This is a genomic window from Priestia sp. SRI_019 (assembly GCF_057586255.1).
This window is the reverse complement of record NZ_JBYCZN010000002.1, coordinates 1,528,077-1,540,519: the sequence shown is the minus strand read 5'-3', so window position 1 is coordinate 1,540,519 and position 12,443 is coordinate 1,528,077. Positions and strand designations below refer to the sequence as shown.

Here is a 12,443-nt window from a genome sequence, read left to right as displayed (position 1 = left end):
GAAACGCTCGTTTTTTATTTTTCCTAATTAAAACACCCTTAGCTAATAGTTTTAATAGGATAGTGCATATAACTTTTTGATGAAAAGAGGGTATGACACTATGAGTAAATCTGGATTTGTACCGGATAATTCAAATATTAAAAAAAGCTCAGGAACGCCTAATCTGTCAGTGAACTATAAGCAAAACGTCCTGTTCAAACGAAACGACCAAAATATAGCGTATCAACTAACCTCAACTCAGATGCCTGCAATGCTTGGGGGTGCTTTTGTTGATTTATATATGACGAAAGGGCATATGAGAGAACCGCACTGGCACCCAAACGCATGGGAGTTAGATGTCGTCGTTTCAGGTGAAGTGCAGGTGTCTGTCTTGGACCCTGATACAAGCAGCATGCACAATTACCGAATAAAAGAAGGGGAAGTTGTTTTTATACCGATGGGCTGGTGGCATTGGATTGAACCTCTATCGGAAGAAGCGCATCTGCATCTCTTCTTTAACAATGATCAATTTGAGTCTACAGAAGGATCCGACGTGCTACGCTTAACGCCTCCGATCGTGTTTCAAAAAGCATATGGGGTAAGCGCAAGCGAAGTAGCAGAAGCCGTTGCTCCGATTACGGATACGGTTGTGATTGGACCGCCTAATGATCATACTTTTTATCAAAAGAGCTATCTCAAAGATGAACGGGATGAACAAATTGTGATTAAGATAAATGAAAAAGTAGTGCCTGCTGAAGATAAGTAGCAAAAAAAGAGGCTGGGATAAAAGTCTTTTAGGCGAAGTGAAAAACGAACCATGAATCTTTAATTCACGGTTCGTTTTTCTGTTATGGTGAACGTAGATTTCATCTGTTTCATTCCTTCTAGCAGTTGATTGGAGGGCAAGGCGAAGACTCCTGCGGGAAAAGCGGAACAGATGAGACCCCGCAGGAGCGCAAGCGACGAGGAGGCTCAGCGGCCGCCCGCGGAAAGCGAAGTCTTGCACGGAAATCAACTGCGGTGTCACAAGCAGTTCAGCTTATGTATCTCCTTTGGTCGTCTTTAGATTGGTTTCATTTTGTTATGTCCCAGCCTCTTTTTCGTGAAGCGTTTTTTATAAAAATAGCTCCTTACGTTTTAAGTGCTTATACAGCCGCGTTGTGACTTGTTTTTGGTTCCATTCGTTTTGCGGAAACTGCTGCTTGTCTACGTGAGCAACGGCCGGCTTATAGGTTTTTTGAATCCGTTTGATATCATTAAACGTTGCGTTGGTTTCAATGTGATCAGCGAGCTTGAATACAAGAGAATGCAGCTTTGCAACGTTGGGTACCGTGGCTGCTTGACTGAAAATGGCTTTCGCTACAGACAGCTGTCTTTCATGGGCAGTAAAGACGTCTTGTTCATTACGCTGCTTTAAATAAACAAGCGCTTCTTTTCCGTTAAGGCGAATTGATCCTTTTGGAAAAGCAATATTGCTGTGTTCAAAAGCACGTTTGTTTGTGACGATAATGCCGCCTAATTTATCTACAGCATCGACGACTGCCTGCTGATCCATTTTGACATAATAATCAACAGGAAGCTTTGCATATGCTTCGACTTTCTTTACAACAGCATTCATATTTCCTTGGCGATAAATAGTTCGCAGCGTTTCATCGCCGAGCTGAGTTGAACCGGGCAAGTGGGTCATTTTTATTGATTTATGCTGCTTATTAACAGTCATATATACAAATGACGTATTTTGATGGTTTTCTTGAATTAAAAGCAGGGAAAACGGTTGTCCTTTTTTTAAATTGACGTGTGTTTTGTTACCATGCTCAAGCGGTACATACGTTTGATCCACGGCAGCTTTCACCGTATGATAGCCTGCAAACGTGATGCTGACAAAACTGACGAGTAAAAACAGTACGAGACCGCCAATCCACTCTTTTTTTGCTTTACTGCTCATCGTCTCACCTTTTTTCTATCGAATTCGTTCGTAGTATTGCCATCTTAAAAGGGGAGTAAAACAAATGAGCGCTATTTTTATTGCGTATCTTGCTTTTTCTTGGCGTAGGTTTTGAGTTCTGTAATTAAAATTGCTTGTTCTTCCACATCGTTAAACGCTTCAATACCATAAAGGTATTCAGTGTGCCGTTTTTCTTTCCACACGCAAAGTCCGGTAATATGGATGGGTTTTTCATTTAAATAAAAGCTGATTTTTAGCTGAATTTGATGGTTGAAAATAGGTAAATCAAGCGGCGTAATTATTTTGATTCCTTTTGGTGAAAGGTCGATAACAGACAAAGGACCGGGCTTAGAATCGATTTCTTTATTGTCGTATTTAGCAATGGAAAACGTTCCAACAATGGGAGTCTCAAATAAAAAGCGAAACGGTTCTTCACGTTTAAAATGCATGTATCATCAGTCCTTTTCGTAATCTAAGTTTGTTAAGTAAGTATTCGATGAAAGTCTAAAAATTCCTACACGTTTTTCCCCATGACCCATATAATGTTTATCGATGTAGAATATCTACCATAACCAAAGGGCGGCCATGGTAGATATTCTAGACCTAATCGTAGGTCACCCCCCTTGCTGGGTTGGTGGCCTACGATTAGGTGAACCTTTGTAGGAGGATTCAGGCGGTCTTAGTTATCGATTGCCGATTGTGAGTGCGATCGGATTATTAAATAGCGGGTATACTAGTAGGGCTTTTATAGTATCGGAAGTTTTGTTTGAAACTTTAAATAGAGAGGAAAAGGTTTTGAAAAAAGCGCTACGCTAGAGTTGGATTGTATGTTAAAATTAAACTTTGTGAAGTAGCTGTATTACAAGTCAGCGTTCCTTCAACTAATTAGGAGGTGAGATGAATGGGCACTGATGACCCCATTTCGATGAAGGTTACTGCAAAACAAGATAGGGGCAACAAAGGTGTATATGTTCCTCTCATTTCAACGAAGGAAAATACCCCTTAATGCCTCAATGATGTGAGGTGAAAAATCAATGATTAAAACATACTTATATGATGATGAAACAAAAGAAATGGTAACGAATCTTGATTTAGGAGACGTGCATGAAAAATTGCGCAATCCTAATAATTTGCTGTGGATTGATTTGTATGATGTCCACGGACAAGAGCTTGCTCAAATTGCTAAATTATTCGATTTTCACCCATTGGCGATCGAAGACTGCTTACACGACAGTCCTCGCGCTAAAATGGATGATTACGAAGACTATAAATTTTTCGTTTTTCACGCGCTTCGCTATAACGAAGAAAGTGATGACGAGATTACGACGCTTGAGTTAAATGCCTTTGTCGGATCAAATTACGTAGTAACAATTCATAAACATAAAATGGGCTGGCTTCGCAAAATGGATGCTGTGTGCTCACGTTATCCAAAGTTTATGAACCGCGGCGCCGACTTTTTACTGTATGCTTTGATTGATGGCATCACGGACGAATACTTTCCGATTTTAGACCGAATTGACATGCGTATTGATGAATTAGAAGACGAAATCTACAACAAAGAAGTGCGCGGAGTGACGGAAGAGTTCTTGGCGTTAAAAAGAACGATTATCTTAATCCGGCGCGTTATTCTGCCTCAGCGCCGAATTTTCTTAACGGTGAATGGAAAGTGGAAATTTGATATACGAGAAGAAAATGTTCCTTTCTACATTGATTTGCTTGACCACTTAGAGCGTATTGTAGACTCTGCTGAAACGTTTAGAGACCTCGTAAACAGTGCACTTGATACGTATTATTCTATTACCAATGCAACTTCATCTGAAAAGCTGAATGTCTTAACGTTAATTTCAACGATTATGCTTCCGCTGACGTTCGTAACCGGATTTTTTGGAATGAACGTACCGATTCCATATCAAAATTCCCACTGGGCTACTGCTGTTATTATTGTTATGTTAATTGTGTTAACGTGGGGAATGTGGAAATACTTTAAAAACAAACAGCTGTTATAACAAAAAGGCACTTGGCCATAAGCCAAGCGCCTTTTTTCTTTATTTTGTCACTGTTTTTGTTGTTGCCTTACTCGTATTGTTCGCTTTGTCTTTTGCAGTTACGCTTAAGACTGTTTTTTCTTTTTGCTTTTTAATTTTTACTGAGTATTGTCCTTTGCTGTTAGCAGCAGCAGAGCCAATGCTCTTTTTATTTGCTGTTACCGTTACGGTAGCATTTGCTTCTGCTTTACCTGTTACAGCGATGCTTTTCGTTGTGACAGCATTGACGCTTGGTGCAGCAGGGGGAGTTTTATCGCTCACTTTTACAGTCGTAGCTTTACTTGTGTTGTTGGCTGCGTCTGCTGCTGTTACGCTGATTGCTGTACCTGCTTTTTGTTTCTTAATTGTTATGCTGTACTGACCTTTTGCATTGGCTTTTGCTTTGCCGATTTCTTTGTTATTTACTTTGGCTACAACAGATGCATTTGCTTCAGTTGTTCCTTTAATAGCCGTATCCGCGTCGCTGACTGGATTTACTTTAGGTGCATTTGGAGCAATAACGTCACGCACCGTTACTTTTACTTCTTCACTTTCTTGTTTTTGGCTGTTTGTAGCCGTGATGTACAAGACTGTGTTTTCTTTTTGTTTCGGAATTTTTACTTTGAACGCGCCTTTTGCATCAGCTTTTGCTGAAGCAATCACTTTCTTAGCGCTATTTTTAACATTTACCGTAAAATTCGCTTTAGACGTTCCTGTTACGTACTCATCTTTATTCGTTACGGCTTTTACCGCTGGTTTGGCAGGTGCTTTTTGAACAACTGCACGAATGCTCGTACTTGCTTTTCCGTTTGTGACAACCACTTGTAAAACGGTATCAGCTTTTTGAGCTGGAATGTTCACAGAGAACGTATTTTTTGCATCAGCTTTGGCAGTGCCAAGTGTTTTTGAGCCGTTCATTACTTTAACAGTTGAACCGCTTTGAGCTTTACCTGTAACCACTTTTTGCGTGCTGACAAATGTATTTACCTGCGCTTGCAGCTGCTGTGCACTTACCGCGCTGTACGCATTTAAACGTCCCCATCCTGATACGTAATCGTAGCCTGGAGCAGGAGGTTCTGCTGGACTTTCTTCATCATCGTATACAGGAGCATCTTTTTCATCAAACTTAATATCTTTAGCTGTATCGGTTAGGCGTTTTTCAACGTCTTTTGGCTTTAAGCCTGGGTTTTGTGATAGCAATAATCCCGCAACGGCTGCCACGTGAGGTGTTGCCATTGATGTTCCGCTTAAATAAGTGACGTTTCCGTCTGGAACAAGACTTGGAATATCAGAGCCAGGAGCTGTAATATCTAATCCTTTTCCGTAGTTTGAGTAGTCAGATACGATATCTAAACGGTTTGATGCGCCTACTGAAATCGCATAGGCAGATGAAGCAGGGTAAGAGAGTTCTTCCATACCGTCGTTTCCACTTGCAGCTACAACCGTTACGTTATGATCGTATGCGTATTTTAACGAATATTCAAGCACGCGGCTGTAAGATCCGCCAAGGCTTAAGTTAATGACTTTTGCACCGTGATCAACCGCGTATTTAATACCGTACGCAATTTGTTCTGTATCTCCGCTACCAGATGCGTCTAGAATTTTAACCGGTAAAATTTTTGCATGAGAATTAATGCCGGCCATTGAATAGTTATTGTTTGCAGAGGCTGCGATAATACCTGCTACGTGAGTTCCGTGTCCGTTGTCGTCTGTTGCATTTGACGAACGATCCACGTAGTTATAGCCTGCTTTTGTATCCACGACGCCTTTTAAATCAGCTAGTGATGAATCGACGCCCGTATCGGCAACGGCAATAACCGTATCTTTTAATTTTTGACCGTTTAGTAATTTTTCAAGCGATTCATATTGAATATCGGCATGTTGCGTACCGTCATTTTTACCCGTATTGTTTAATGACCATTGATACGGATATTGTGAATCCATTGAAAGAGCGTGGTACTCTTGAACCGGCTCGATAAATTCAGTTTCAGGAAGTGCCTGAATTTGTTTTGCCGTCATTTTACCTTGAGCAGATGACGTGCTGAAGCTTTTTGCATTACTGTCATCTAATTGAATGACAAACATATTATCAAAAGAGGCAGCTGATTGTTTTAATGGATTAATAGATTCAATGCTTGCTGATTTTGACTGTGCTTTTGTTTTGAATGATTTAGCATTTGCACCATCTTTTAATTTAACAATATAGCGAGTTTCAGCTTTTGTTGAAACGCTGTTTGCGCTGACTAACTTAGCTCTTACTAATACAGACGATACGTTTAAGTCCGTTACGTCTTTTAATTTTGTCTGTGCGGCTACTTTTTCCAAGTCTTTCTTTAAAGCAGCCGGAACGGATTTATAAGCGATGCTGTATAAATCATTGATTGCTTTTTGATCAGCACTTGTAATCATATATGTGCTTGATGCGCCGTTTTTCGCCACATCTGTAAATAGACCCTTTAGCTGCACTAAATCTTTGTATACTTGTTCGCGCATCGATTTGTCGATGATCATTTTAGAGCTGATAAATGGAGCGGCTTTGTAATAAAGAGAAGAAAGGTCTTTTCCGCTTGCTGTTTTTGAAAGCACAGCGTCGCGAATCGTACGCAAATCTTTTAAAATACCTTTTCCGTTTTCTTTTTGGCTTGTACTTAATTCAGCCGGGCATTCTTCTGCCTCCATTTGAGAAGGGGGAAGTGAAGCGCCTTCATAGCTGATTGTATATGGAACTTCTGTTTTTTCATTCGGCTGTGGTTCTGGAGAAGTCGAACCATCTTCCGCATCTTCTTCAATCATGTCGTCTTCGCTTCCATAATAATCAACTTTCACATAATAAGGGCCGGTCCAAGCGATTGGAAAATCTAGCTGAGCAGGCTCGTCTTTGTAGGAGTATCCCATATAACGGTCAAATGCCACGTTATTTTTGGCATCTTCAAGACTAGAGTAAACCGTGATGTTTACTTCATCATCACTTTGAAGCTTAATTCGGTAGTGTGAAAACTTTGCTACCTCTTGCTTAGAAGGATTAATTTTGTACCAATGTGTTTGTTCTGGTTCTGTAAATGTTCCTTTTGCTGCTTTACCGATGCTTAATGTTTTTTCATTAGCAGGAGGATTGCCTGCCGCTTGTGTTTTCAGTAAGCCTAATTGGCTAAAACACAAGGTGAACATTAAAGCAAAAGCAATAAAACGATAAATTGACCCTTTTTTCATGTTAAACCTCCAAAAAAATATAGTAAAAAACAGGAATTACATACCTATTAAACCATAAAGTTTAAAAATTTGTAAATAATTACTGTTTCTTATTTTAGTATTTTGTCAAGTTATTAATCTCGCATAAGAAATGGTGAGATAAGTCCTAGTTGCAAAAAGTAGAAAAAATTGGAATAATAAAGATTAAGCCTATTTATAAGAGGCGAGGGTATGCTGAAAAGGGAAGAAGGGAATGAGAATTATTTTTAAAAGCAGAATCTGTTGGAGAAAATCTGATCGGTTTCTTTTTACCTGTGTTTATAAAGAGGAAATCGGGCTATATAAATAAAGATTGGAAAAATTTTCAGTCTAATTAAGTTCATTTGTAGCATATAATACGAGCTGGATTTCTTTTATAATAAACAAAAGCAAAGAAAGAGCAAATGGTGAAAAGGAGTGAAAGAAGTTGTCAAATGTGATGCAACGACAGGAAAAACGAATGAAGTTTGATGCCGAACAGCTTGCACCCCTTGATATTGATAAAGAGACAAAGAAGTTGCTAATAGAAAAAGGATTGCCCAAAGAAGCTTCACCATTTCTAGAGTTCGTTTCATCCAAAGGAAAGCTAACAACGCTATGCGAAACATTTGAGTTATCATCTCGCTACCAGCACTATTGGTTTTTAGGAACAACAGGCGCTGGAGATCCAATTTGTCTTCATCAAAAAAACGGTTCGGTTGTGCTGCTCGATACGTCCAACGATGACTGCGAGCGTTTCGTGAATACAACTTTTCCGCAGTTTTTAACATGCTTAGATGTGTTTGAAGAGCTAGTAGAAGAAACGATTCAAGCTAACGGAGAATCTGCATACTTAGAGAGACACATTCCTGCTGAGGTGCTGCAGCGATGCAAAAAACGCATGAATGAAATTGATGAAGCTTGCTTAGCCCCTTATTCTTTTTGGTTCAAAGAACTTTCTTTTTAATATAGTAGAAAAATAGACATGGCCGTTTTGGTCATGTCTATTTAGTTATGGCTGCAGGGCTATTAATTATAGATAGAATAAATAAAAATGATAGTATATAATGGATATAAATTCCTTTTTTAAAGTAAGGAGGAGGGTGTAAATGATTTCTTTATTTGGATTAATGGGTGCTTTCTTTGTGCTGCTTTTTGGTGCGTCTTATTTCTTCTATAGAAACAACTCACCCGTGCAGTACGGAATTTCACTTAGCAGCATGCTGATAAGCATATTTCTATTTCTATATAGCATATTTGGAGTTGGCGGCTTTGAAGGAATGGGGGTTGGTGCTTTAGCGGCTGCTTTGTTCTTGGCGTCGGTTCTGAGCTTGTTCGTCAGCGTTCTTTTTACCATCATAAATAGACATGGGAGAGGTGCTGTGTGAAATGGGAGAAATAACCTTTAGAGAAGCGGTGCGGGAAGATTTAGAACAAATTGTTGAAATGCTTGCTGATGATATGCTTGGAAGCAAACGAGAGCGCTACGAATTACCGCTTCCAGACTGTTATGTTCAAGCATTTCAGGCAATTGATGCGGATCCAAACAATGAACTGATTGTCGCATGTAAAGATAGTAAAGTAATAGGTGTTCAACAAATAACCTTTACGCCCCACATTGCACGACAAGGTGGGTGGAGGGCAACGATTGAAGGAGTTCGAACCGCTTCGTCAGAGCGCGGAAAAGGGGTTGGATATCAGCTGATTACATGGGCGATTCAACGAGCGAAAGAACGTAACTGTCAGTTAGTACAATTAACAACTGACAAGGAACGGTCAGAGGCTTTGCGTTTTTATCAAAAGCTTGGATTCACAGCTTCTCATGAAGGATTAAAGCTCCATTTGTAATTCGCTATTAATGATTGTATCTCCGTGGTAAGAATTTTTTGATTAAAATGAATTTTTTAGTTTAGTTCAATTGAAACGTGGTATACAAATAGTACAGAGCCGATAGAAATTTTTCTAAGGCTACTGTGAAAGGTAAATACTTAGCTTCATGAAGGGACTGGTTTAGTTTTGGAATACTTAACAGCAACTTCAGCAAACGTATTACCTCACATGAAAAGCAGATATTCTGATCTGACAATTGGTACTCTCGTTATGAACCGATATACGTAGCGAAAGGGCCTCACAAGGGCAAATGAACATGAAATAATTAGCATGATATGAAGGGAAGAACCTGCATCAGTTTTGATGCAGGTTCTTTTTTGTGAGATGCACAATAAAACTTATATAAAGCTTCGGCAGGGATTTACATGTAAAATTTATAGGTATGGTAAACTATTCGAAATTGTATCGGCACGAAAAAGAAAGGAGGAGTTCTATGGATACACGCGAGCTCTTTTATTATATTTATCAAAAGAGTGTCACAGCGGAAAAACATTATTTACCATGGGCACTTTCTATGCTGGAGCATGAACAGGATTCTTTATCTCTTTCTATTTTAGCTTCTCTCCAACCACCTTATAATCTCTTTGAAATAGAAGATTATTTTCAGCGTACTTTAAAAGAGCTTTCCTTATTGAAACCGAGTGAACAGGAATGTACAGATTACCTGATTTATACGCGCCTTCAAACGATTGTGCAGCATGAAGAGAGGGCACTAACAGAAGCCAACCACTTATACACCATGTTCATTGAACTCGACTGTCCGACGGAGTTAGTAGGTTGGCTTGAAATTAGTGATATGATAGATGACTATCAGTACGGAGACAATTATTTTAACATTACGGATGAAATCATACATACAACAATTATGAAAGAAGCTAAAAGCCAGCTAGAACATTACCGTAAAAAAATCTTCAAATGAATGCACTGCGAAATTTCTTATAACTTATTTGACACCTAAGGTATAAAAGAGTATACTTATGTTAAACATAGTAATTATGTCGGATAAGTAGGTTATGGTGCTGTGAACAAGACTTCTACTGATAAAGAGGAGATCTAGTCCAAATCGTACAGTCCGACTTTGATGAGATGCTTTCAAGCATCTTTTTTTTGTGCAAAAAACAGCCGCAGGGGCTGTTATAGGGCAGTAATTCTTCCTTTGTAAGCATCAATCAACCGCTGGTTATGTTCATCTGAACCTTCCATGTTTCCGCTTAAAAAGACAGGAGGCGTGATGCCGCGGCTGAGCAGTTTTTGGATGGCTTTAGATAGGACATCATTTAAGATAGCGCCTCCAATTACAGTAGAACCAGAAGCGAAAGAAATGTCTTGCTGACGAAGAAGAACGTCTCCTTTTGGAATATGATTATTAATAACAAGATCCACGACATCATGAAGGTATTTTCCGCTTTTATGTCGCGAAGCCCGGCTCGTGGCATAAGAAGGAGAGGTAAGCCCGATCACAAAGGCGCCTTTTTCTTTGGCAATTAAGGCCACATCAATCGGAACGGGGTTTACGCCCGACGTAGAAATTACAATCATGATATCGCCTGGTACGATATCTTCTTTTTCCATAAAGGTGGAGGCATAGTCGTTTTTACGCTCTAGCTGTGAAGAGCGCGAAGCTCCTTTATGAAGCATCAGTTCTTCTACAAAAATAGGATGAATCGGTGCAAGCCCTCCGGACCGGTAAAACACTTCTTCCGTTAAAATATGAGAATGACCGCACCCAAATAAATGAATGAGGTGATGAGAAGCTAGTTGCTGTGAGATTTTCTCGGCTGCGGATTCCATTGCCTGCTGTTCATGCGCCTCCACTTTAGCAAGCAGTTTTGTTAGTTCCTGTAGATATAAACTAGACATAAAAAAACTCCTTAGTTAAGATCGTGTCATGTTAATCGTAAACTTATAGCGGTCTGCTCGGTACGAAGACTTCACCACTTCAAGCGGCGTGCCGTCTTGCAAATACGTATTTCGTTGAATCAGTAGAACCGGTGAATATGAGCTGATTCCAAGATGCTTCAATTCGGTTTCAGAAGCTAAAATGGATTCTAGCGTTTGATTTGCTTCGCCAATTTTCAGCCCGAGCTCTTCTTCAATATAGCGGTAGAGAGAGTCATTAACAATGGATTCTGTTAATCCTTTGACCAAGTTAGCGGATACATACACGCTTTCAAGGGCCATTGGTACTTCGTCAGCTAAACGAATACGCTTGATTTCATAAACGGGCGCATGAAGAGAAATGTGCAGCTGCTCGGCAATTTTTTCTGAAGCCGCAATAATTTCAAAGCTCAGCAGCTTACTGCTTGGCACCATTCCGCGCGCTTTCATATCTTCTGTAAAACTCGTTAATCCAACGAGCTGCTGCTCCAGTTTTTTTTCAGATACGAAGGTGCCGCGACCTTTTTGACGGTATAAATAACCGTCGTTTACTAAATTGTTAATCGCTTGGCGAACGGTCATTCTGCTGATTTCAAATCGTTCTGCAAACTCTCGTTCAGAAGGAAGCGAATCATTTGGTTTTAACTCTCCGTTTTCAATTTGTTTTTTCAACTGTTCTTCAATTTGATAATAAATCGGAAGAGGTGAGCTTTTATCAATCACTTAAGTTCTCTCCTTTATGTAAACCTCCTCATCTAAAAAAGACGAGGAGGCTATAAATTAAACCGTAGTCGATACTTTAGCTAAAGCTTCTTGGTCCGCAATAATTGTAACACAGTGATGCTTCTTTAAAATAGAAGCAGGGAAGTTCTCTGTAATTTCTCCGTTAAGCAACTGATACATCGCTTCTGCTTTGGCTTCCCCGGAGATAAGCAGTAAAATTTCTTTACTTTTCATAATCGATTCAATTCCCATTGTAATAGCCTGAGTAGGCACTTCGTCAAGAGAATTAAAGTAGCGCGCATTCGCTTTTCGCGTTGACTCTTCTAACGTCACAATATGAGTAGGAGAGTTGAATGACGTACCAGGTTCGTTAAAGCCAATATGTCCGTTTTGGCCGATTCCAAGAACCTGAAGGTCAATGCCTCCGTGATTTTGAATCATTTCATCGTAGCGGCGGCATTCTTCTTCAGGCGTATCAGCTAGGCCGTTAGGAACGTGCGTGCTGCTTACGTCAATATCAATGTGATTAAATAACGCATCTGCCATATAGTAGTGATAGCTGTTTGGATCTTGCGGCTTCATTCCGACATATTCATCTAAGTTAAAGGAAGTAACGTGTTTGTAAGACGTGCCGTGCTCTTTATGATCTTGAATTAAACGATCATACAATCCTTTCGGCGTGCCTCCCGTTGCAAGTCCCAGATTCATATTTGGCTTTTCATGAAGTTTGCTAATCAGCATATCAGCTGCTTTTGCACTCATTTCACTGTAGTTTTTCACTTGGATGATATTCATTG

The 12,443-nt window shown here is 39.8% G+C and carries 13 protein-coding genes; 7 read left to right on the top strand and 6 right to left on the bottom strand.

The window, feature by feature from the left end; all coding sequences use genetic code 11:
• The first annotated feature begins 100 nt into the window (after window positions 1-100).
• Complete coding sequence (locus AC2YJL_RS18075) at window positions 101-745, top strand: cupin domain-containing protein (RefSeq protein WP_251567509.1); 645 nt, start codon at window positions 101-103, stop codon at window positions 743-745.
• Between the two features lie 125 nt (window positions 746-870).
• The gene (locus AC2YJL_RS18070) at window positions 871-1,143 is read left to right on the top strand and encodes a hypothetical protein (protein WP_230932004.1); all 273 of its coding nucleotides are present in this window, start codon (window positions 871-873) and stop codon (window positions 1,141-1,143) included.
• Here AC2YJL_RS18070 and AC2YJL_RS18065 read toward each other — a convergent pair.
• On the bottom strand, window positions 1,094-1,924 hold the full coding sequence (locus tag AC2YJL_RS18065) for an LCP family glycopolymer transferase (protein ID WP_487374832.1): 831 nt from the start codon (window positions 1,922-1,924) through the stop codon (window positions 1,094-1,096). The two genes, AC2YJL_RS18070 and AC2YJL_RS18065, sit on opposite strands and share 50 nt — an antisense overlap.
• Window positions 1,925-2,001: 77 nt before the next feature.
• Window positions 2,002-2,373 (bottom strand): PilZ domain-containing protein, encoded by a 372-nt coding sequence (locus tag AC2YJL_RS18060; protein ID WP_034270461.1) that lies wholly within the window; start codon window positions 2,371-2,373, stop codon window positions 2,002-2,004.
• Between the two features lie 585 nt (window positions 2,374-2,958).
• On the opposite strand from AC2YJL_RS18060, the gene corA reads away from it, so the two are divergent.
• The gene (gene corA, locus AC2YJL_RS18055; RefSeq protein WP_251567515.1) at window positions 2,959-3,930 is read left to right on the top strand and encodes a magnesium/cobalt transporter CorA; all 972 of its coding nucleotides are present in this window, start codon (window positions 2,959-2,961) and stop codon (window positions 3,928-3,930) included.
• A 39-nt stretch (window positions 3,931-3,969) separates the two neighbouring features.
• Here corA and AC2YJL_RS18050 read toward each other — a convergent pair whose 3' ends face one another.
• Window positions 3,970-7,158 (bottom strand): S8 family peptidase, encoded by a 3,189-nt coding sequence (locus tag AC2YJL_RS18050; protein WP_487374831.1) that lies wholly within the window; start codon window positions 7,156-7,158, stop codon window positions 3,970-3,972.
• 454 nt (window positions 7,159-7,612) lie between these two features.
• Here AC2YJL_RS18050 and AC2YJL_RS18045 point away from each other — a divergent pair, with 454 nt between their 5' ends.
• From AC2YJL_RS18045 to AC2YJL_RS18030, 4 genes are all read left to right on the top strand, one after another.
• On the top strand, window positions 7,613-8,122 hold the full coding sequence (locus tag AC2YJL_RS18045) for an SUKH-4 family immunity protein (protein ID WP_230932170.1): 510 nt from the start codon (window positions 7,613-7,615) through the stop codon (window positions 8,120-8,122).
• Between the two features lie 142 nt (window positions 8,123-8,264).
• Window positions 8,265-8,543, top strand: a complete 279-nt coding sequence (locus AC2YJL_RS18040) for a YesK family protein (RefSeq protein WP_407819086.1) — start codon at window positions 8,265-8,267, stop codon at window positions 8,541-8,543.
• Between the two features lies 1 nt (window position 8,544).
• Complete coding sequence (locus AC2YJL_RS18035) at window positions 8,545-9,003, top strand: GNAT family N-acetyltransferase (protein ID WP_407819085.1); 459 nt, start codon at window positions 8,545-8,547, stop codon at window positions 9,001-9,003.
• Between the two features lie 475 nt (window positions 9,004-9,478).
• Window positions 9,479-9,964 carry a hypothetical protein gene (locus AC2YJL_RS18030; protein ID WP_487374830.1) on the top strand — a complete coding sequence of 162 codons (486 nt, stop codon included), beginning with the start codon at window positions 9,479-9,481 and terminating at the stop codon, window positions 9,962-9,964.
• A gap of 215 nt (window positions 9,965-10,179) precedes the next feature.
• Here AC2YJL_RS18030 and AC2YJL_RS18025 read toward each other — a convergent pair whose 3' ends face one another.
• Genes AC2YJL_RS18025 through nagB form a run of 3 tightly spaced genes read right to left on the bottom strand, consistent with a single transcriptional unit; the run spans window position 10,180 to window position 12,441 of the window.
• Window positions 10,180-10,905 (bottom strand): SIS domain-containing protein, encoded by a 726-nt coding sequence (locus AC2YJL_RS18025; RefSeq protein ID WP_487374829.1) that lies wholly within the window; start codon window positions 10,903-10,905, stop codon window positions 10,180-10,182.
• Window positions 10,906-10,920: 15 nt separating this feature from the next.
• Window positions 10,921-11,646 carry a GntR family transcriptional regulator gene (locus AC2YJL_RS18020; RefSeq protein ID WP_487374828.1) on the bottom strand — a complete coding sequence of 242 codons (726 nt, stop codon included), beginning with the start codon at window positions 11,644-11,646 and terminating at the stop codon, window positions 10,921-10,923.
• 57 nt (window positions 11,647-11,703) lie between these two features.
• Complete coding sequence (gene nagB, locus AC2YJL_RS18015) at window positions 11,704-12,441, bottom strand: glucosamine-6-phosphate deaminase (protein WP_349768521.1); 738 nt, start codon at window positions 12,439-12,441, stop codon at window positions 11,704-11,706.
• Window positions 12,442-12,443: the final 2 nt, after the last annotated feature.

What these genes read in the sequence shown, in the direction of transcription:
- AC2YJL_RS18075 (WP_251567509.1), top strand. Translation starts at nt 101, where the DNA reads ATGAGTAAATCTGGATTTGTACCGGATAATTCAAATATTAAAAAAAGC.
- AC2YJL_RS18065 (WP_487374832.1), bottom strand. Translation starts at nt 1,924, where the DNA reads ATGAGCAGTAAAGCAAAAAAAGAGTGGATTGGCGGTCTCGTACTGTTT.
- AC2YJL_RS18060 (WP_034270461.1), bottom strand. Translation starts at nt 2,373, where the DNA reads ATGCATTTTAAACGTGAAGAACCGTTTCGCTTTTTATTTGAGACTCCC.
- corA (WP_251567515.1), top strand. Translation starts at nt 2,959, where the DNA reads ATGATTAAAACATACTTATATGATGATGAAACAAAAGAAATGGTAACG.
- AC2YJL_RS18050 (WP_487374831.1), bottom strand. Translation starts at nt 7,158, where the DNA reads ATGAAAAAAGGGTCAATTTATCGTTTTATTGCTTTTGCTTTAATGTTC.
- AC2YJL_RS18040 (WP_407819086.1), top strand. Translation starts at nt 8,265, where the DNA reads ATGATTTCTTTATTTGGATTAATGGGTGCTTTCTTTGTGCTGCTTTTT.
- AC2YJL_RS18035 (WP_407819085.1), top strand. Translation starts at nt 8,545, where the DNA reads ATGGGAGAAATAACCTTTAGAGAAGCGGTGCGGGAAGATTTAGAACAA.
- AC2YJL_RS18030 (WP_487374830.1), top strand. Translation starts at nt 9,479, where the DNA reads ATGGATACACGCGAGCTCTTTTATTATATTTATCAAAAGAGTGTCACA.
- AC2YJL_RS18025 (WP_487374829.1), bottom strand. Translation starts at nt 10,905, where the DNA reads ATGTCTAGTTTATATCTACAGGAACTAACAAAACTGCTTGCTAAAGTG.
- nagB (WP_349768521.1), bottom strand. Translation starts at nt 12,441, where the DNA reads ATGAATATCATCCAAGTGAAAAACTACAGTGAAATGAGTGCAAAAGCA.